The following is an 18,188-nucleotide window of genomic DNA, read 5'->3' as shown; positions in this document are numbered from 1 at the left end:
TCGGCAATTGGAACCGCGACAGGCATGATCACCCAGGACACTACGCAGCGCATCGTCGACGCCGTCGATGCCCACTTCGACCGGCAGCTTGCGACCACGAGCGACTTCGTCGCCATCCCCTCGACCCGCGGCGCCGAAGGGCCGTGCCAGGACATGTTCGGCGATCTCCTGCGTGTGCGCGGCTACGAGGTCGACGACTGGCACATCGATCTCGACGATCTGAAGGACATGCGCGGCTACGGCCCGATCGAGCACGACTTCTCGAAGGCGCGCAGCGTGGTTGGAACCTACCGGCCGGCCACGTCGGCCGGGCGATCGCTGATCTTGCAGGGGCATTGCGACGTGGTACCCGCCGGCCCGCTCGAGATGTGGGAGACGCCGCCGTTCTCGCCGGTGATCCGCGACGGACGAATGTATGGCCGCGGCGCCTGCGACATGAAGTCCGGGACGATCGGCGCACTCTATGCGCTCGATGCCATCAAGGCGGCCGGCTTCAAGCCGACGGCGCGCATTCATGTCCAGTCCGTGATCGAGGAGGAGAGCACCGGCGTCGGCGCACTGTCGACCTTGCAGCGCGGCTACCGCGCGGATGCCTGCTTCATCCCCGAGCCGACCAGCGGCAAGATGGTGCGCTCTCAGGTTGGCGTGATCTGGTTCCGCCTCAAGGTGCGCGGCTTTCCCGCGCATGTGTTCGAAGCCGGCGTCGGCGCCAATGCGATCCAGGCGAGCTATCATCTGATCCATGCGCTGGAGAAGCTCGAAGCGGACTGGAACGAGCGCGCCAAGAGCGACCATCATTTCAAGACGCTCAATCATCCGATCAACTTCAATCCGGGCATCATCAAAGGCGGCGACTGGGCCTCGAGCGTGCCGGCCTGGTGCGACGTCGATTGCCGCATCGCCATCCTGCCGGGCTGGTCGGTCAAGGACTGCCAGAACGAGATTCTCGCCTGCGTCGCCGCGGCTTCGCGCGATCACCGCTTCCTCTCCAACAATCCGCCGGTGGTCGAGTGGTCCGGATTCCTGTCCGAAGGATACGAGTTGACCAATTCGGCTGAGCCGGAGGCGGCGTTCGGCAAGGCCTTCACCGCCGTCTACGGCGGGGAGGTGCAGGACCTCGTCTTCACGGCGCTCACGGATACCCGCTTCTACGGGCTCAACTACAACATCCCCAGCCTCTGCTTCGGCGCGACCGGCGCGGCGATGCACGGCTTTAACGAATATGTCGATCTCGACTCGCTACGCCAGGCGACCAAGACCATGGCCTTGTTCATCGCCGAGTGGTGTGGAGTCGAGAAGGCGTGAGCGCAAGGCCGTCGCGGCAATGACCTCGGAGGTCATTGCCGCGCGGTCTGGGCTCGGCGCATCCAGGGTGCGGTGAAGGCACGGGGAGACGTGTCGTCCGTGCGCAAGGATCGGAACGGTATGACGCCGCTGGACAAGATCAATGCGATGAAGATGCCGTTCGCGGACTTGAAGGGCGTCACCTTCACCGAGGCCAGCGCCGATCGCGTCGTGGCGCAGATGCTGGTGCGGCCGGATCTGTGCACCCTGCATCACACCATCCACGGCGGCGCCGTGATGGCGCTCGCTGATTCCGTCGGCGCGGCTGCGACCGTGATCAACCTGCCGCAGGATGCCAAGGGCACCACAACCATCGAGAGCAAGACCAACTTCATCGGCGGCGCCAAGGAGGGGACCGTGGTGACCGCAACCGCCACGCCCGTGCACCGCGGCCGCCGCACTCAGGTATGGCAGACGCGGGTGGAGACCGAGGACGGGCGCCTGGTCGCGATCGTGACCCAGACTCAGCTCGTGCTGTGATGATTCGTACACAAACGAATTGTTAACTCACGCGATCCTTGCATGGCCGCATGTTCTCTCCGTAGAGCGCGGGGCTTGCAATGAATGTTGCGATGCACAATATAGCTTCTGTCTAGGGAAAGACGTCTGTATGCGAGGGCTCTCGAGAGGAGTCTCAGGCAGTGTCACAGGTAGATACTTTTCGTCCCCGGCCGGGCTTCGGCTATGTGCGGACGCTCAGCCAGCACGAAGAACTGCCGTTGCTGCGCGATCATCTGTTGCGGCTCGATGCGGAAAGCCGGCACGATCGATTCAACGGCTTCCTCGATGACAGTTTCATCGAACGCTATGCCGCCCGCTGTGCGGCCGATGGCACGATCGTCGTCGCCTACATGGAAAACGGCATGGTGCGCGGCGCCGCCGAGTTGCATCCGCCGGAGCAGTCCGAGGACGGGCTTCCGGAGATTGCGTTCAGCGTGGAGGCTTGCGTGCGCCGCCGCGGGGTCGGCAGCCTGCTGTTCCAGCGCGTGATCTCGGAGGCGCGGTGGAAGGGCTATCGCAAGCTTCGTGTCACGACCGGATCGCAGAACCATGCGATGCGGGCGCTCGCGGCCAAATTCGGCGCGCATCTGGCGTTCCGTCACGGCGAATCGACCGGTACGATCGATCTGAGCGAGCAGCCTCAGGATGAACTGGCGAAGCTCGTGATCGATGCGCCGATCGCGGCCGCGCGTGCGTTCTTCACCCTCAACCGGGCCTGCTGGAAGCTCGTGACCCGGATGTACGGCGACAAGCGCGCGGCCTGAGCGGAGCCGTTGCTGCGATGACAAAGGCGCGACAGCGATCACCGCTGCCGCGCCTTTTCGTTTGATTGCATTGGCCGATGCGCCCCGGAAGGCGTTCAGGTGCCGGTGCGCTTGTCGAAATTGAAGCGGCGCACGGTGCGGCGCTCGACCACGACGGCACGCTGCTGCGTGCCCTGGTCGGCCGTGATGACGCGCGTGTTGGTGCGCGCGGCAACGCGAACTGCCTTCTTCACCTCGGGCAGCACCTGCTCAAGCGGCAGACCCATCAGCGCCGACGCGATCTCGGCCTGGGCCTGCACGTCGTCGGTGATGCCTGACGCGGCGAAGATCGCTTCCTCCAGAGTCGGGGGATCACGCCTGACGCGACGCGGACCGTACTTGGTGTTCCAATCTTCGCTCATGGGGGCCTCGTAAATCGTCCGGGATACCTAGAAGCAGGATTGTTGCATTGCAATATATATTCCGCGGGGCAGCCCAGCTATGCGTTCACCATGTCGCGATTGGGCAACGGTACCTGCGTCATGTGGATATCCTGGGGCCAGCGGCGCAAGGCCGCGAGGCCGGCTTTTGTGAGGACATAGACACCGCGCTCGGCGCGGTCGAACCAGCCGTAGACGTTACGCTGCAGAATCTTCGGCGCATCCGGAATCTCCGCGCGGAGGTCGCGGACGCGCTTCGGCCCGCCCGAGAGCGCCGAGGCGCAGGCCAGCGCCTGCTGCCGATAGGCCGTCATGATGGGAGCCCGGGTCGAGCCGCCAGCGACGGGGTCGCCCTTGCGTCGCTGATGCTCGATCACGAGACGCGACCGCTTCTTGGGGTTCTTGCGCGGCGCGGTGGTGGGCGGCTGCACCAGCACTTCGATGTCTCCGGCTGAAGTCACGGCCAGCATGCCGAAGCCGAGCCGGCGGCACAGATTGCGGTAGCGGGAGTCGCTTTCACGACCCTTGCCACGTGCCGACAGATTTGCGGCGACCCAGACCTCATCGCAGGCCCCAGCCCGATCAACCGCCTGCAGCAGCAGTTCCAGGTTGAAGACCTGCTTCAGCTCGCAGACGACGACCACCGGCGGGTCGTCGCCCCTGAGCGCCACCACGTCGCAACCGCCGATTTCCCCTTTGACCGAGAAGCCGAGGTTTTCGAGGAAGCGTTTGACGGGAAGGTAGAGCGCGGTTTCCAAGGGACTGCCCGATGTGTGCGACTCAGAGCGCGCGCGAGTCTAGCCCGCCGAGTCCGGTGATGTCAGCGCCAAGTCGGGGTGACCGGCTGGCTTCGCTACACCCGGCCGACAACCGGTATCAGTGCGCCGGTCACGCCGCTCGCGGCGTCGCTGGCGAGAAACAGAATGACCTCCGCGAGTTCCTGCGGCGTCACCCATTTGTCGAAATCGGCCTTGGGCATGCTGGCGCGGTTGGCCGGCGTATCGATCGTCGACGGCAAAACGGCGTTGACGGTGATCTTGCCCTTCCATTCGGCCGCGAGCGCTTCCGTCAGGCGATGCACGCCCGATTTGGACGCAGCATAGGGGCCCATGCCGGCACCGGCCTGGAGCGCGCCCATGGCGCCGATGTTGACGATGCGGCCCGTGCTGGAGCGGACGAGATGCGGGATCGCCGCGCGCGAGGCGTGCAGCGCGGTCATCAGGTTTCGCGCATGCATCGTCTCCCAGACGGAATCGTCGCCGTCGGCCGTGGTCTCGAACGCGAACGCGCCGGCGATGTTGATCAGCGCATCCAGAGTGCCGAAGTGGGCGGCGACGGAGTCGATCGCGACCTTTGCCTGCCCGGGGTCGGAGAGGTCGACGCCTCCGAGCTCAATGCGGTCGTCACTCGCCGGGATCTCGGCCTGGGCATGATCGATCCCGGCCACATGCGCGCCCCGTGCGAGCGCGAGATCGGCCACGCTGCGTCCGAGCGCCCCTTGCGCACCCGTAATGACAATCACTGCTCCGTTCATTCCGTCCCTGGTCTCCGTTGACGCGCCCCACAGCGCCGCTTGTTATACTATGGCCCTGCCGATGAGTTGCAATGGCCGGACGGCCGGGGCATGCAATTGCAATCAGAAAGCGTGGTTCGTCAGAGGTGACCATGACGGCGAAAGACTCTCTCGAATTTCCCGACGTCGCCACCAGTTTTACTCGTCCGATCAGACAGTTCAGGCAGAGTCTGGATGCGCAGCGCAAGACCCGGATCGTGGCGCTTGGCTCATCTTCCACCGCCGGCACCAACGGAATTGTCGCTTTCCCGGCCCGGATCGAGCAGTCGCTGCGCAAGACCAATTTCGGCTGCCTGATCGACGTCCTCAATCGGGGTGTGGGCGGACAGGAATCCCCGGAGGAGCTCTCGCGCTTCGAATGCGACGTGATTGCGGAGCAGCCGTCGCTGGTCATCTGGCAGGTCGGCACCAACGCCGCCTACAGGCCCGAGGTCTACAGTCCCGATGAGGTCGAGGCGGCGCTGCGCGTCGGCCTTCGATGGCTGGCGGGGCTGGCCATCGACGCCATCGTGATGGACCTGCAATATACGGCGGCGATCGTGACGGTGCCGAACAGGCTGGCGCGTGCCGAGGACATTCAGCGACGGATCGAGAAGGTCACGTCTGCAGCCAACGTCAATCTCTTCAGGCGCTGGAATTTGATGAAGAGCTGGCATGAGGCTGGTCAGATTCCGTTGTCGGCGCTCGACGACGGGCACGGTGACCGCTTGCATGTGAGCGAGGCCGCCACCGCGAAGATCAGCGACGTTTTGGCCAGCGCCATCATGACGGTGCCGGTCGTGCCGGCCTGATCGATAAAATTAGTCGGACTTTCGTAAGTGGATTGCCAGCGCCGCCCGCTAGCCTGTCGCTATGCCGCTTGAGGGGCGTTGGAGCTTTGACATGATGAGACATCTGCCGGACCACGGTTTGCCGCTGGTGCAACTGAAGGAGCAGCGGCGGGATCTGGTGGTCGCCTTGCAGAACCGTGCAGGTCCGGTGACGGGCTGGGAATTGATGCAGATCGCGGCGGTTCAACAGGCGATTTCCGCATTCGAGGAGGTGATTGCCGATCTCGACGCGATGGAAGCCGCCGAGACAGCCGATATCGAAGCGGCCTGATCGGGCTCAAGCGTATTCGCGCCGCCCTGGCTCACAGCGTGAGATAGCGCGCCTGTAACGTCTTTCGTGCAGCGCCGTCGATGCCGAGACCGTCGCGCAGGTAGGTGTCGACGTCGCCGAAATCATCACGCATGGCGTCGAACGCAGCGGCGAGGAACGAGGCCTGGACCGTCCCGATCGCCTGGACGACATCAGCGGGAAGATCCGCGTGAGCTGCAGTCTCGCGACGATAGAGCTGGTTCGTGAGCAGGTAGTCTTCCAGGATCACGTCATCCGGAACGTCGAGCGCGTGCAGGACCAGTGCACAGGCGACACCGGTGCGATCCTTGCCGGCCGTACAATGGATCACCAACGGCGCATTCCCGTTGAGAACATGTTCGAACAGCGCGCGGAAGCGCGGCGTGTAGCTGCGGATGTAGTTGCGGTAGGACTCGCGCATCAGCTCCAAGGCGTGGTCGGTTGTGAGCTGTCCTCCTGTCGCCAGGGCCCGCAGCGCCGGCAGGACGCTCGGCTCGATCGGCACGGAATGCACGGCGATCTCGGCGATCGTGCAGAGGCCGGCCGCGCGCTCGTCGCGACCGCGGAAATCGAACGCTGCGCGAATGCCGAGCTCCCGCAGGACCGCGAGGTCGGGCTCCGTCAACTGACCGAGATGGTTCGACCGAAACAGCTGCCGCCATCGCACGTGCCGGCCATCCCTGCTGGGATATCCGCCGAGATCTCTGAAGTTGCTGGCACCGTGAAGTCCGAGATGGCGGAGCGGATGGGCGGGCATGAACGCATTCTAGGGAATGCGGGCTTGATGTGAAGCATCGTTTCGCCTGCGCGACGGCAAGGCAGGGGAGAGCATGAAGCGGCTCAGGACGGCGGAACGTATGCACCCGCCACGTCGAGCCCGTCGGTGACCGCCAGCAGTAGACATGGTTGACAGCGGGCAAGAAAAAGGGCCGGAACCTTGTCGGTCCGACCCTTCAGCAAAGGCGCGTGAGCGGCACGGTACAGTCGGACATCAGCGGTCCCACGCCGGCTTGGCTTCCTGGATCGCCTCGTCGTGATACCAGCTGCCGCTGTAGATCGTCGGCTGGATCGAGGGCGCGATCGGCCGCGCCGGCGATGCCGCGGATTGGCGAGGCGCAAGACCTGCCCGCCCTCCGCGCGGAAATTGATAGATCCTTGCGGACCCCTCGTGCACGTTAGTGTCCATTCCTCAGTCTCCTTCCATCGGGCCACACGTCATGCTGCGCCCGACTCGTTCTCTTGTGGTTAGCGGTCTCGATATCGGCTCTGCCCGGAGGGAATGCAACGTGACCAAAATCAAATCACATGTTGCGCGTTTTGCGGGCATTTCTGTCTTTGCTTCCTCCGCAGCAACGTGCAGCTGACCAACACTTGGGCTGGACCAAAGGTTGCGGAAAGAGGCTCAGGTCTTTTCAAAAATGTCCCGGACTTGCTGAGAGCTTGTTCGGACGTTTTTGCGCATCGCCGCAAATGCCACGGAATCAAGCGGGTTTTGACCAGCTTCTGATTTCCGCCATGCGTTCCGTGCAATCCCGGTCGCGCTGCTTTGCCGCACCCCTGACGTGCAAAAACCAGCGCCAGCTCCGCCCTGATTGGCCTTCGTCCATGCGACGGGACGTCGCGGGACTTGGCACGTTCCATGCTTAAGAGTGCGCTGGCCGATCGTGGCCGGGTAAGCGGGGAGCCTTCGATTGCTGGGCTCCCACCTTTCGATAAGACAGAGAGGCTCAATGACGAAGTACAAGCTCGAGTACATCTGGCTCGACGGCTACAAGCCGGTGCCGAATTTGCGCGGCAAGACACAGATCAAGGAATTTTCCTCGTTTCCGACCCTGGAACAGCTGCCCCTTTGGGGCTTCGACGGCTCGTCGACGATGCAGGCCGAAGGCCATAGCTCCGACTGCGTGTTGAAGCCGGTCGCCGTGTATCCCGACGCCGCCCGCACCAATGGTGTGCTGGTGATGTGCGAAGTGATGATGCCGGACGGCAAGACCCCGCATCCGTCGAACGCCCGCGCCACCATCCTGGACGATCCGGACGCGTGGTTCGGTTTCGAGCAGGAGTACTTCTTCTACAAGGACGGCCGTCCGCTCGGCTTCCCGGAATACGGCTATCCGGCTCCGCAGGGTCCGTATTACACCGGCGTCGGCTTCAAGAACGTCGGCGACGTCGCCCGCAAGATCGTCGAAGAGCATCTCGACCTCTGCCTCGCGGCCGGCATCAACCACGAAGGCATCAACGCCGAGGTGGCGAAGGGCCAGTGGGAATTCCAGGTGTTCGGCAAGGGCTCGCGCACGGCTGCCGACCAGATGTGGATGGCCCGCTACCTCATGCTGCGCCTGACCGAGAAGTACGGCATCGACATCGAGTTCCACTGCAAGCCGCTCGGCGACACCGATTGGAACGGTTCGGGCATGCACTGCAACTTCTCGACCAAGTATATGCGCGAGGTCGGCGGCAAGGAGTACTTCGAGAAGCTGATGGACGCCTTCAAGGAGGCGCGCGCCGACCACATCGCCGTGTATGGTCCGGACAACCACATGCGCCTGACCGGCAAGCACGAGACCGCTTCGATCGACACCTTCAGCTGGGGTGTGGCCGACCGTGGCGCCTCGATCCGCGTGCCGCATTCCTTCGTGAACAACGCCTATAAGGGCTATCTGGAAGACCGCCGTCCGAACTCCCAGGGCGACCCCTACCAGATCGCGTCTCAGGTCCTGAAGACGATCGCGATGGTTCCGACCGGCGCGAAAGCCGCAGCCTAAGACGCTGAACACATTACCCCGGGGCCGGGGCTGACATGATGATCCGCCGGAGCAGCCGCTTCGGCGGATCATTCGTTTGGCGGGCTGGCGTGATCGGGGAGGCGCCGCCTTGATCAATCGCAAGTCCGTCTCCGATCGCAGCGGTATGTCTTTCTGGAAGCGGTTTATGGAAGCGGGGCGTCGAATGAATTATCGCAAGTGGGTTTCAGGCGTTCTGATCGCCTGTTCGGCCATCTCCCTGGCGGCGGCACAGTCGCAGTCCAATGCAGAACAATATCTGCCGCGGCTCGGCGACATCATGAATCTGATCCAAGTCAGGCATGCGAAACTGTGGTTCGCGGGACAGGCCAAGAACTGGGATCTCGCGTCCTATGAGCTCGCGCAACTGAGGCAGAGCCTGACCGACGCCGCGGTGTTCTATTCGGGACTGCCGGTGGACAACGTCACCACGCTGGGCCAGCCGATTCAGTCGATCTCGGACGCCATCGCCGCCAAGGATGGCAAGCGCTTCGCCTCCGCCGTGACCGAGCTGACGTCGGGATGCAACGCCTGCCACGCGACCATGGATCGCGGCTACGTCGCGATCCGCATTCCGACCGACAAGCCGTTCGGCAACCAGGATTTTCGGCCTCAGGGCCGCTGACCGGGATGGGGCGGACAGAGCGGCGGAGGGCGCCTAAATTGCGCCTTCCACCGGCGGCGCGCATCGACTAAGAGCGGCGGCAACCTGTCCATGTCCTGAGACCTCATGATCCGCCTCGATAACGTCAGCAAGCAAGTCGGCCACCAGATTCTCTTCATCGAAGCCTCCGCCGCCCTCCAGCGTGGCGAGAAGATCGGCCTGGTCGGTCCGAACGGGGCCGGCAAGACGACGCTGTTCCGGATGATCTCGGGCCGCGAGCAGCCCGACGAGGGGCAGGTCTCGATCGATCGCGGCGTCTCGATCGGCTATTTCAACCAGGATGTCGGTGAGATGTCCGGCCGCAGTGCCGTGGCTGAGGTCATGGATGGGGCTGGGCCGGTGTCGTCGGTCGCCGCCGAGCTCAAGGAGCTCGAGGCCGCGATGGCCGATCCGGACCGCGCCGACGAGATGGACGACATCATCGCGCGCTATGGCGAGGTGCTGGCGCGGTTCGAGGAGCTGGACGGCTATGCGCTCGACAGCCGGGCCCGCGAGGCACTGGCCGGCCTCGGCTTCTCCGAGGAGATGATGGACAAGGATGTCGGCCTGTTGTCTGGCGGCTGGAAGATGCGCGTCGCTCTGGCGCGCATCCTCCTGATGCGTCCCGACGTGATGCTGCTCGACGAGCCGTCCAACCACCTCGATCTCGAGAGCCTGATCTGGCTGGAGCATTTCCTGAAAGGTTACGAGGGCGCGCTGCTGATGACCTCGCACGACCGCGAATTCATCAACCGCATCATCAACAAGGTGATCGAGATCGACGCCGGCCAGCTCACGACCTATTCCGGCGACTACGATTTCTACGAGCAGCAGCGGGCGCTGAACGAGAAGCAGCAGCAGGCGCAATATGAGCGCCAACAGGCGATGCTCGCCAAGGAGATCAAGTTCATCGAGCGGTTCAAGGCGCGGGCCTCGCATGCGGCGCAGGTGCAGAGCCGGGTCAAGAAGCTCGACAAGATCGAGCGGGTCGAGCCGCCGAAGCGGCGCCAGACCGTCGCGTTCGACTTCCTGCCGGCGCCGCGCTCGGGCGAGGACGTGGTGGCGCTGAAGAAGGTGTCGAAGAGCTATGGCAGCCGCCGCATCTACGACGGGCTGGACTTCATGATCCGGCGCCGCGAGCGCTGGTGCGTGATGGGCGTCAATGGCGCCGGCAAGTCGACCCTGTTGAAGCTCGTCGCCGGTAGCGCGGAGCCCGATGACGGCTCGGTGACGATCGGCGGCAGCGTCAAGATGGGCTACTTCGCGCAGCATGCGATGGACCTGCTCGACGGCGACGAGACGGTGTTCGAGTCGCTCGAGCATTCGTTTCCGCAAGCCGGTCAAGGCTCGTTGCGGGCACTGGCGGGCTGCTTCGGCTTCTCCGGCGACGACGTCGAGAAAAGATGTCGGGTGCTGTCGGGGGGCGAGAAGGCACGGCTCGTGATGGCCAAGATGCTCTACGATCCGCCGAACTTCCTGGTGCTGGACGAGCCGACCAACCATCTGGACATGGCGACCAAGGAAATGCTGATCGCGGCCCTGTCGAACTTCGAGGGGACCATGCTGTTCGTCTCGCACGATCGTCATTTCCTCGCCGCGCTCTCCAACCGCGTGCTGGAGCTGACGCCCGACGGCCTGCACCAGTATGGCGGCGGCTACACCGAGTATGTCGCGCGCAGCGGCCACGAAGCGCCGGGCCTGCGCGGCTGATCGAGGGCAAGACGGCGGCGATCACGCATTCAGCTCTCCACCATCTCGCCGACGCGGGCGGCCAGCGCCTCGACGTCGAACGGCTTGGTCAGCACCTGCATCCCCGGCGCGAGCTGGCCGCTGCTCAGGATCGCGTTCTCGGCGTAGCCGGTGATGAACAGCACCTTGAGATCCGGCCGCGTCGCGCGCGCCGCATCGGCCAGCTGGCGGCCGTTCATGCCGCCGGGCAGACCGACATCGGTGATCAGGAGATCGATGCGCGCGTCTGATTGCAGCGCCGCAAGGCCGGTCGGTCCGTCCTTGGCTTCGACCACCGCGTAGCCGCACTCGTCGAGCACCTCCATCACCACCATGCGCACCGTCGGCTCGTCGTCGACAACGAGGATGGTCTGGCCGGTGCGGGAAGACGGCGCCGCGCCGCCGCGCGCGGGATCGGCGGCCTCAACGGCGCCGGCATAATGCCGCGGGAAATAGAGACACATCGTGGTGCCCTGACCGAGCTCGGAATAGATCCGCACCTGTCCGCCGGACTGCCGGACGAAGCCGTAGACCATCGATAGGCCGAGGCCGGTGCCCTGGCCGATTGGCTTGGTGGTGAAGAACGGATCGAAGGCGTGCTCGATCACGTCGGGCGTCATGCCGGTGCCGGTATCGGTCACGCACAGCGAGATATATTGGCCGGGCGGCAGGTCGCGCTCACGCGCGGCGCGGTCGTCCAGCCATTTGTTGGCGGTCTCGATCGTGATCCGGCCGCCCTCGGGCATCGCGTCGCGGGCATTGATGCAGAGGTTGAGCAGTGCGCTTTCGAGCTGCGACGAATCGATCAGTGCCGGCCAGAGCCCTCCGGCCGTCACGACCTCGAGCGCGATCTGCGGGCCGACGGTGCGGCGAACCAGCTCCTCCATGCCCATGACGAGCCGGTTGACATCGGTCGGCTTGGGATCGAGCGTCTGCCGGCGCGAGAAGGCGAGCAGGCGATGGGTCAGCGCGGCGGCGCGCTTCGAGGCGCCCTGGGCGGCCGCGACGTAACGGTCCACATCGGCAAAGCGGCCCTGGCGCAGGCGGGTCTGCAGCATCTCGAGCGAGCCCAGGATGCCGGTCAGCAGATTGTTGAAATCATGGGCGATGCCGCCGGTGAGCTGTCCGACGGCTTCCATCTTCTGCGACTGCCGCAACGCCTCCTCGGCCTCGTGCAGCCGGGTCTGTTCGCGCAGCCGGTCGGTGACGTCATAGGCGAACTGATAGGCGCCGATCTGTCGGCCCGCGGCGTCGCGCAGCACCGAGAAGCGCATTTCGTAGAAGCGGCGGTCGCGGCCGGGATCGCCGAATTCCTCGACCGCGACGAACTCCTCGCCAGCCAGCGCGCGGGACCATACCGCGCGAACCGCCGCCCGATGCTCCGGTAGATCCTTGAACAGCTCCAGCATGTCGTCGCCGATCTTGGGCTGGAGGCCGAAGACACGTCCAAACTCCTGCACGGCTGCGCCGTTGATCGCGATCAGGCGGTATTGCGTATCGACCACCTGCACGAAGGCGTTGGTGCCTTCGACGATGTCGGCGAGCAGCTTGCGCTCGGCGAGCGCGGCGACCACGCGGGCCTCCAGCGTGTCGTTGATCTCCTGTAGTGCGGCCTCGGCGCGCTTGCGCGCGGTGATGTCCTGGAACAGCACCGCGACCTGTCGACGTTCGGCCGGCTCCACCCGGAACGCCGCGAGCTCGAGATAACGTCCGGTGGCGACCAGCTCGCGCTCGAACCGGATCGGCTCGCCGGTGCGCAGCACGCCGCCATAGAGCTCGACCCAGCCGTCGGCCTCGCCCGGCACCATCTCCCGCACCTTCTGTCCGACCACGTTCGGAATGCCCGCATGCAGCGCGTAGGCCGGGTTGGCCTCGACATGGATGTAGTCGCTCAGCGGGCCGTGCGGGCCGTCGAAGAACTCGATGATGCAGAAGCCTTCATCGATCGAGTTGAACAGCGTCCGGTACCGCTCCTCGCTCTCCGCCAGGGCGGTCTCGGCGCGCGCGCGCTTGCCGGCATCGGCGGCGAACAGGGCCTGAAGACGGGCATTTTCGCTTTCGAGCTCCCGCAGCCGCTGCCGGAGCGCATCGATCTCTGAGGGACTCACGCCGCCTCGCGCAGATGAGGAGGCGGGGCAGGCAAAGCGGAGAACATTGAAGGGCCTATGCAGCTCGATGTGGAGATCGCTTGACGTCATAACATGTCAACGATCGTCCGTCAGGCCGCTGCCGATGGAACCCGACGATCATCGAGCGGCCCCGCCCACCCATGGCGGGGCCCAGATGTCGTCCAGCCCGGCGTCCGGTCAGCCGCCGGCCTCGCATTTCTTCATGAAGCTGGTCTTGGCGGCGCCGGCGAGCTTCTTGCCGTCGGAGCCGACCGCCTTGGTTTCACACGTCTCGGCCATGCACTTCTTCATGAAAGAGGTCTTGGCGGCACCGGCCAGTGCCTTGCCGTCCTTGCCGACGGCCTTGGTCTCGCAGCTATCCTCGGCGAAGGCGGAGCCGGCGGCGAAGGTCGCGAGCGCGGCAATCAGGAACAACTTCTTCATGAGTGTGTCTCCTTGGGACAAACAATGCGGCGGATGGGAGCCGCAAATCTTGGCGTGATCAAGTTTCCTGTTCGGCCTATCACCCGAAATCCGGCCGGGTCGGCCGGCGAACTCATCAGCATGCTACCGATGACGCGGACGCGACGCGCTTTGCAGCGAGTGGTCATCCCATGCCGCGCTGCAGAAACGCCAACGTCTGGCGATCCCGCACCGCGTCGCAATAGCGATCGAGCGCCTGCGCGAAGATCCCATTCGGGCTGATCGAATCGAACAGCGTCATGCACGAGCGGAATTTGGCATCGTCCGGCACACCCAGAATGTCGCGCAGCGACTTGCCTTGCACCGCGAGCACCAGTCGGGTGCATTCGACGAGTCGCGGGCCGAGCAGGGGATGCGCCAGATAGGCCTCGGCCTCGGCGCGGGAGCGGATCGCGTAACGCTGCGCCATGGCGGAGCTGCCGAGCCCCTCGACCTGGGGAAAGATGAACCACATCCAGTGGCTTTGCTTGGCGCCGGCCGCAAGTTCGGCGGTCACCCGTGAATAAATCGAACTTTGTGCGTCGGCAAATCGGCCGAGATCATCCCATTCGGCGTTCATCCATTCCTCCAACCGGCTGATTCATCGATGTAATCGGCTTTCTGGGACCGTCGCGGTGCGGCCCTGCGAGGCTTGGATCCCGGTCCATTCCCCATCACTCCGGGCTGGCGTTTGTCTAGATTATGCCGCACTCTTGCCATCCTATGTCATGACGGGTCGAATCGTACCCCTTGGGGTCGGGCACCTTTCCCGGGTGGTCCGAAAAGGGGGGTATATCGGGGACGTGATGGCTTCCAGTGAAGCAAGCGTAGACGTTCTGTTGTCGCAAGGCCGCTTCGGGCGCTCCGAAGCGATCGCACTCGTGCTTGCAGCACTTGCGGTCGCAGCGGGCGCGGCCGCATGGGTCGGAGCCAACAGCGATGAGACGCCCCTTGCGAGCGCGGCGATTCCGGCCGCCGCGCCGTCCATGACCTTCGAAACACGTTTCGCGCCGGCCTCCGCCTCGGCCACGGCGTATTCGGAAAAAGACGCGGTTCGCGCGCTCGACCGTTTCGCCCTTCGCGGCGCGATCGACCGCCAACTGCTCGATGCCCGGGCCGCGCTGGTGAAGGGCATGGAAGCGCGCGATTCGGGCGCACGCGACCCCAGCAACAGCGATTGGCGGCCGATGTTGACGGAGGGCAATACCGTCACGATGCCCGCACCGGGCGTGCCGCTGCCGCGACCGCGGCCGTCCGTCGCCAACCTGCCGACCAGTCTGGTTTCGGCCAGTGCGCCTGAAGCCGTCGGACGCGTCGACGATCGCTCCATCCTGCAGAAGCTGTCCGACCTGTTGCCGAGCCCGACCAAGTTCGCCTCGCTCGGCCCGGATAGCGGCATCGTGCGCTCCGGGATCGATCTCGGTGCGCTCGGCTACGACAAGACCGCCGTCTACGACATCAAGGCCAAGATGGTGTATCTGCCGTCGGGCATCGGGCTCGAGGCCCATTCCGGCATGGGCAGCCTGCGCGACGACCCCGAGCACGTCAATCAGCGCATGGTCGGCGCGACCCCGCCCGCCACCTATGACCTGAAGCCGCGCGAAAAGCCGTTTCACGGCGTGCGCGCCCTGCGCATGAACGTGGTGGAGGGATCGACCCTCGGCCGGAGCGGATTGCTGACCCACCCCTATATGCTGGGGCCGGAGGGTGATTCGAACGGCTGCGTCTCGATCAAGAATTACGATCGCTTCCTGAAGGCGTATGATGATGGCGAGTTCAACCGACTCGTTGTCGTCGTCGGGCTCGAGGCTGGCACCCCGACGCGGACCGCGCAAAAGACCGAGTGACGTTTTGTTGCTGGGCCTCGGCGCGACCTCGGCGGTGACGCCCGTCGCATCTTCCGGAAGGTCCCCATGATTGATCCCGCAAACTCGGAAACGCGTCTGCGTACCACCTTCAACATCAAGGTGAACGGCAAGCCGGTCGTGATTTCGACGGTCGGGCAGGCCCATCAGTTCCTCACCAGCCTCAACGCCGTCGAGTGGATGGAGTTCAAGTCGCTGCACGACCAGGCCATGGCCGCGCTGCAGGCCGCGGCCGACAACGCGATCATGACGGTCCAGGCCACCACGGCGGTGCGCACGCTGTTCGTGAGCGCGAAGCTGTTGTGAGAAACCTGGTCCGAGACGGCTGCCGTGTCGGGCCATGCCGCGCGTGTTGCTCGCGTCACTGTCCGCCCCTTCACACTTGGTGTCATCGCCCGGCTTGCCGCCTCCGTTAAAGCTGCGGCGCGCCCTGGCGCTCGTTGCCGCGTCGAAGCCGACAGGCGAAGACGGGACCGGGCGATCCAGCACGCCGAGGCCGTCGTGATTGCGCGAGGGGCCGCGGCGCACCGGATGCCCCGCCGGAGCCTGTCCTCGGGCTCGCCGAAGGCGAGACGCGGGGGCGGGGCATGACAGCGGTGGGAGAAGCACCATCTCGCCTCATCGTCATGCAGGGGCGCGTGCAGCGCGAGCCCGGCATCCATAACCACGAGCGGCCGTGTGAGGCATGTTGGCCGCTCCATCTCGCTCAATCATTCCTGCCTGTGAGTATGGATGCCAGGCTCGCGCTGCGCGCGCCCAGGAATGACGGTGAGTCTGTGGAAGCGCTGCTCCGCTCATGACCTCACCTTTTCGCAGACTTCGAGATGTTCACGCATGCGCTCGCGCTCTCGCGACGCTCCGCGCCCGAGGGATCCGTCCGTCTTGCCCTCTCCATAAAAAGAGGGCGCGGGGAATGCCGGGATGCTGGCCGCAACCCATGGCCCGCCTGCAGAAAAAAAGCAGGCGGCAGTCACCACAGGTTCAGCCGGGCAACCGGCATTCCCCGCGCGATGATCTTAACGGCTGCTTCGCGCGCTCCCCGGTGCGCCGGGCGTTCTGGTCACCGTGCACGATGACGCGCTTTGGGCGCGCCACCGCGGGGGCATCAGCGTCGGGATGCCAGGACCACGCGACTTGACCGTACGCGACACCAGCGTTCGTCGGCGCAAAGATGCGCTGCGCTGCCATCGCGTTCACCGCTCCTCCCGCTCCACGTCCGTGACGACCGCGAACCGCCCCTCCTGCGAGCGGGAGATGGCGCGACAAAAGCACTGAATTCGATTTAGGAAAAGCAGAATATTTTCGACGAAGGGACTGGACAGGCCAAATCAGCTTGATGGGCCTGCGGAAAATCGTTTCCGCGCGCACCGCCGTTGTTGCCGATTCAAGCCCCGGAGGTGACGCCACCAGATGGACATGCGCCTTGATTTGCCCGGCGGGCAGGCGTTCGCGTCGTTCCGATGATCGTTGTTCGGCCGAGAGCCGCGGCGTGAACATGTTTGTTAGTTGCCCGGCGCACGCTGATCGCGCGAGGAAGCGAAGGCAGGCTGAAGCACGCTCGATGCGCGCCACGCGAAGCGACCGGGGATGGCCTTCGCGTGCATGCCGCGATGCACGCGTGGGGCCGTCCAACGCCATTGCGCGGGAGTGCATCGGCAGGGCCAAGGCCCAGATCGAGCTGCCGCTGGAGGGGTTCTACGACGGCGGCGACTGAAGCCCGCCGATGTTGCGGCGCGGCGGCCGGATCAGTTGGCCATCTCGGCGGCGTCGAGCGCGATCTCCTCGCGCTCGGCCTTCTCGGCCGCCGGAGCGTTGGCGGTCTCGGCCGTTTCGAAATCGTCCTCGGCGATCTCCGGGACCGCAGCCTCCTGGACTTCTGCCGTCTCGACCTCGGCCGTCTCGACCTGCTCGGCGGCGAGTGCGGCGGCCACGACGGCCTCCGGCTCGGCGTCATCATTGGCCGGCGTCGCGAACAGGTTGGGGGCGGGGATGGTGGTGGGCACCACCGGCCGCTGCTTGGCCTTGTACCAGGACGAAAATTTCTGCGACAGGCCGGCTTCGAACTCGGCGAGCGGCAGGCTGTTGCCGTCCTCGTCGGTGATGACGACCTGCCAGCCTTCAGCCTCCATCACCTGTGCGTTGGCGAGAACGATGAGGGCGCTTTCGCGCTGCTTGCGGATCGTCTGCTGCTCCCGCTCAGCCACCATCGTGTACGCCATGAACCTGACTCCCACACCTGAACTCGGGACACGTGATGGTCCGAAGCACCATCAGGACGCCGCCACTACGCCGTGAGAGTGTGAGCGCGGCTGGGCCGGATTGCGTTCGCCTAATGACAATTTGGCGGCGTCTCACAGGTTCCGGCCGGCCAAGGGGAGTCGAAGATGCAACAGGCCGCAAAATTGTGGTGCAGGACCGAGAGCGCTTGTTGAAGGCGCGCCGCGACGTGTCATCATTTGATTCTGCGGCGGCAACTGCTTCGCGACATCAGCGAAGGCAGCGGGTGAACCGGACAAACAGCGGGCGAATTGGGGACGGCGATGCGAACTCATCTGTTCAGGATGCGGAATTGGAATGTGGCAATGGCGGGGCTTGCGCTGGCGATGGTCGCCAGCCCGCGCGCGGGCCATGCCTTCACGGAGGACGACCAGCGGCGGCTGTGCACGGGCGACGTCTTCCGGCTGTGCTCGTCGGAGATTCCCGATCGCGACCGCATCATTGCCTGCATGATGAAGCAGCGCGCCAGCCTCAGCGACGGTTGCCGCAGCGTGTTCGGCCGGCCATCGGAACGCTCCGCTTCGGCCACCGTGACGCGCTGAGCGTGCCACGCCTCGTTTCCGCCAGCCACGCGCCGCCGGTCCTTCGATCTGCGGCGTGAC

Annotated in this window: 20 protein-coding genes; 11 read left to right on the top strand and 9 right to left on the bottom strand. The window is 65.0% G+C overall.

All coding sequences use genetic code 11. The features are described from left to right. Positions 1–24: 24 nt before the first annotated feature. The 3 genes from ACQR1F_RS06025 (at position 25) to ACQR1F_RS06015 (ending at position 2,609) form a co-directional block, all read left to right on the top strand. Positions 25–1,305 (top strand): ArgE/DapE family deacylase, encoded by a 1,281-nt coding sequence (locus tag ACQR1F_RS06025; protein ID WP_434840032.1) that lies wholly within the window; start codon positions 25–27, stop codon positions 1,303–1,305. A gap of 120 nt (positions 1,306–1,425) precedes the next feature. After that, positions 1,426–1,824, top strand: coding sequence for a PaaI family thioesterase (locus ACQR1F_RS06020; protein ID WP_315800237.1), 399 nt, complete (start codon positions 1,426–1,428; stop codon positions 1,822–1,824). A 161-nt stretch (positions 1,825–1,985) separates the two neighbouring features. Continuing rightward, complete coding sequence (locus ACQR1F_RS06015; protein ID WP_316236716.1) at positions 1,986–2,609, top strand: GNAT family N-acetyltransferase; 624 nt, start codon at positions 1,986–1,988, stop codon at positions 2,607–2,609. Positions 2,610–2,704: 95 nt separating this feature from the next. Here the strand turns inward: ACQR1F_RS06015 and ACQR1F_RS06010 are convergent, their stop codons facing one another. The 3 genes from ACQR1F_RS06010 to ACQR1F_RS06000 form a co-directional block, all read right to left on the bottom strand. Continuing rightward, positions 2,705–3,010 (bottom strand): hypothetical protein, encoded by a 306-nt coding sequence (locus tag ACQR1F_RS06010; protein WP_172109527.1) that lies wholly within the window; start codon positions 3,008–3,010, stop codon positions 2,705–2,707. A 77-nt stretch (positions 3,011–3,087) separates the two neighbouring features. Continuing rightward, positions 3,088–3,786: a DUF2161 domain-containing phosphodiesterase gene (locus tag ACQR1F_RS06005; protein WP_434840033.1), complete on the bottom strand. Its 699-nt coding sequence runs from the start codon at positions 3,784–3,786 to the stop codon at positions 3,088–3,090. A 95-nt stretch (positions 3,787–3,881) separates the two neighbouring features. Then, positions 3,882–4,562, bottom strand: a complete 681-nt coding sequence (locus tag ACQR1F_RS06000; RefSeq protein ID WP_316236615.1) for an SDR family oxidoreductase — start codon at positions 4,560–4,562, stop codon at positions 3,882–3,884. A 71-nt stretch (positions 4,563–4,633) separates the two neighbouring features. Between ACQR1F_RS06000 and ACQR1F_RS05995 the strand changes: the two genes are divergently transcribed. Both ACQR1F_RS05995 and ACQR1F_RS05990 read left to right on the top strand, forming a co-directional pair. Further along, on the top strand, positions 4,634–5,392 hold the full coding sequence (locus ACQR1F_RS05995; protein ID WP_434840034.1) for an SGNH/GDSL hydrolase family protein: 759 nt from the start codon (positions 4,634–4,636) through the stop codon (positions 5,390–5,392). Positions 5,393–5,483: 91 nt separating this feature from the next. Further along, positions 5,484–5,702: a hypothetical protein gene (locus tag ACQR1F_RS05990; protein ID WP_012044361.1), complete on the top strand. Its 219-nt coding sequence runs from the start codon at positions 5,484–5,486 to the stop codon at positions 5,700–5,702. A 31-nt stretch (positions 5,703–5,733) separates the two neighbouring features. On the opposite strand, the gene ACQR1F_RS05985 is transcribed toward ACQR1F_RS05990, so the two are convergent. Further along, positions 5,734–6,477: a tyrosine-protein phosphatase gene (locus tag ACQR1F_RS05985; RefSeq protein WP_316180848.1), complete on the bottom strand. Its 744-nt coding sequence runs from the start codon at positions 6,475–6,477 to the stop codon at positions 5,734–5,736. Between the two features lie 234 nt (positions 6,478–6,711). After that, a complete protein-coding gene (locus ACQR1F_RS05980) occupies positions 6,712–6,906 on the bottom strand; it encodes a DUF2735 domain-containing protein (protein WP_315800231.1) in 195 nt (64 codons plus the stop codon). 544 nt (positions 6,907–7,450) lie between these two features. On the opposite strand from ACQR1F_RS05980, the gene ACQR1F_RS05975 reads away from it, so the two are divergent. The 3 genes from ACQR1F_RS05975 to ACQR1F_RS05965 all read left to right on the top strand — a co-directional run bounded on the left by ACQR1F_RS05975 (position 7,451) and on the right by ACQR1F_RS05965 (position 10,856). Further along, positions 7,451–8,485 (top strand): glutamine synthetase beta-grasp domain-containing protein, encoded by a 1,035-nt coding sequence (locus ACQR1F_RS05975; RefSeq protein ID WP_315712320.1) that lies wholly within the window; start codon positions 7,451–7,453, stop codon positions 8,483–8,485. A gap of 184 nt (positions 8,486–8,669) precedes the next feature. Further along, the gene (locus ACQR1F_RS05970) at positions 8,670–9,128 is read left to right on the top strand and encodes a hypothetical protein (RefSeq protein WP_315800230.1); all 459 of its coding nucleotides are present in this window, start codon (positions 8,670–8,672) and stop codon (positions 9,126–9,128) included. Between the two features lie 105 nt (positions 9,129–9,233). Next, entirely contained in the window at positions 9,234–10,856 is a 1,623-nt protein-coding gene (locus ACQR1F_RS05965) for an ABC-F family ATP-binding cassette domain-containing protein (RefSeq protein WP_315800229.1), read from the top strand. A gap of 29 nt (positions 10,857–10,885) precedes the next feature. Here ACQR1F_RS05965 and ACQR1F_RS05960 read toward each other — a convergent pair whose 3' ends face one another. The 3 genes from ACQR1F_RS05960 to ACQR1F_RS05950 form a co-directional block, all read right to left on the bottom strand. Continuing rightward, positions 10,886–12,982, bottom strand: a complete 2,097-nt coding sequence (locus tag ACQR1F_RS05960; protein ID WP_434912672.1) for a PAS domain-containing protein — start codon at positions 12,980–12,982, stop codon at positions 10,886–10,888. Between the two features lie 198 nt (positions 12,983–13,180). Continuing rightward, positions 13,181–13,426: a hypothetical protein gene (locus ACQR1F_RS05955; RefSeq protein ID WP_008961253.1), complete on the bottom strand. Its 246-nt coding sequence runs from the start codon at positions 13,424–13,426 to the stop codon at positions 13,181–13,183. A gap of 163 nt (positions 13,427–13,589) precedes the next feature. Next, positions 13,590–14,024, bottom strand: a complete 435-nt coding sequence (locus ACQR1F_RS05950) for a DUF1810 domain-containing protein (protein ID WP_434912671.1) — start codon at positions 14,022–14,024, stop codon at positions 13,590–13,592. A 226-nt stretch (positions 14,025–14,250) separates the two neighbouring features. On the opposite strand from ACQR1F_RS05950, the gene ACQR1F_RS05945 reads away from it, so the two are divergent. Continuing rightward, positions 14,251–15,291 (top strand): DUF2778 domain-containing protein, encoded by a 1,041-nt coding sequence (locus ACQR1F_RS05945; protein WP_315800442.1) that lies wholly within the window; start codon positions 14,251–14,253, stop codon positions 15,289–15,291. Between the two features lie 66 nt (positions 15,292–15,357). Beyond that, positions 15,358–15,615 carry a hypothetical protein gene (locus tag ACQR1F_RS05940; protein WP_315800226.1) on the top strand — a complete coding sequence of 86 codons (258 nt, stop codon included), beginning with the start codon at positions 15,358–15,360 and terminating at the stop codon, positions 15,613–15,615. A gap of 1,439 nt (positions 15,616–17,054) precedes the next feature. Here ACQR1F_RS05940 and ACQR1F_RS05935 read toward each other — a convergent pair. Then, a complete protein-coding gene (locus ACQR1F_RS05935) occupies positions 17,055–17,528 on the bottom strand; it encodes a hypothetical protein (RefSeq protein WP_434883166.1) in 474 nt (157 codons plus the stop codon). Positions 17,529–17,891: 363 nt separating this feature from the next. Here ACQR1F_RS05935 and ACQR1F_RS05930 point away from each other — a divergent pair, with 363 nt between their 5' ends. Next, on the top strand, positions 17,892–18,128 hold the full coding sequence (locus ACQR1F_RS05930) for a hypothetical protein (protein WP_315712310.1): 237 nt from the start codon (positions 17,892–17,894) through the stop codon (positions 18,126–18,128). The last annotated feature ends 60 nt before the right edge of the window (positions 18,129–18,188 follow it).

This window comes from Bradyrhizobium sp. HKCCYLS3013, from assembly GCF_051167615.1.
Taxonomy (GTDB): Bacteria; Pseudomonadota; Alphaproteobacteria; order Rhizobiales; family Xanthobacteraceae; genus Bradyrhizobium.
This window is presented reverse-complemented; position numbering and strand designations above follow the sequence as displayed.

Coding starts and splice junctions, on each gene's coding strand:
- ACQR1F_RS06025 (WP_434840032.1), top strand. CDS start 25: ATGATCACCCAGGACACTACGCAGCGCATCGTCGACGCCGTCGATGCC.
- ACQR1F_RS06020 (WP_315800237.1), top strand. CDS start 1,426: ATGACGCCGCTGGACAAGATCAATGCGATGAAGATGCCGTTCGCGGAC.
- ACQR1F_RS06010 (WP_172109527.1), bottom strand. CDS start 3,010: ATGAGCGAAGATTGGAACACCAAGTACGGTCCGCGTCGCGTCAGGCGT.
- ACQR1F_RS06000 (WP_316236615.1), bottom strand. CDS start 4,562: ATGAACGGAGCAGTGATTGTCATTACGGGTGCGCAAGGGGCGCTCGGA.
- ACQR1F_RS05995 (WP_434840034.1), top strand. CDS start 4,634: ATGGCCGGACGGCCGGGGCATGCAATTGCAATCAGAAAGCGTGGTTCG.
- ACQR1F_RS05990 (WP_012044361.1), top strand. CDS start 5,484: ATGATGAGACATCTGCCGGACCACGGTTTGCCGCTGGTGCAACTGAAG.
- ACQR1F_RS05985 (WP_316180848.1), bottom strand. CDS start 6,477: ATGCCCGCCCATCCGCTCCGCCATCTCGGACTTCACGGTGCCAGCAAC.
- ACQR1F_RS05980 (WP_315800231.1), bottom strand. CDS start 6,906: ATGGACACTAACGTGCACGAGGGGTCCGCAAGGATCTATCAATTTCCG.
- ACQR1F_RS05975 (WP_315712320.1), top strand. CDS start 7,451: ATGACGAAGTACAAGCTCGAGTACATCTGGCTCGACGGCTACAAGCCG.
- ACQR1F_RS05970 (WP_315800230.1), top strand. CDS start 8,670: ATGAATTATCGCAAGTGGGTTTCAGGCGTTCTGATCGCCTGTTCGGCC.
- ACQR1F_RS05965 (WP_315800229.1), top strand. CDS start 9,234: ATGATCCGCCTCGATAACGTCAGCAAGCAAGTCGGCCACCAGATTCTC.
- ACQR1F_RS05955 (WP_008961253.1), bottom strand. CDS start 13,426: ATGAAGAAGTTGTTCCTGATTGCCGCGCTCGCGACCTTCGCCGCCGGC.
- ACQR1F_RS05950 (WP_434912671.1), bottom strand. CDS start 14,024: ATGAACGCCGAATGGGATGATCTCGGCCGATTTGCCGACGCACAAAGT.
- ACQR1F_RS05945 (WP_315800442.1), top strand. CDS start 14,251: ATGGCTTCCAGTGAAGCAAGCGTAGACGTTCTGTTGTCGCAAGGCCGC.
- ACQR1F_RS05940 (WP_315800226.1), top strand. CDS start 15,358: ATGATTGATCCCGCAAACTCGGAAACGCGTCTGCGTACCACCTTCAAC.
- ACQR1F_RS05935 (WP_434883166.1), bottom strand. CDS start 17,528: ATGGCGTACACGATGGTGGCTGAGCGGGAGCAGCAGACGATCCGCAAG.
- ACQR1F_RS05930 (WP_315712310.1), top strand. CDS start 17,892: ATGGCGGGGCTTGCGCTGGCGATGGTCGCCAGCCCGCGCGCGGGCCAT.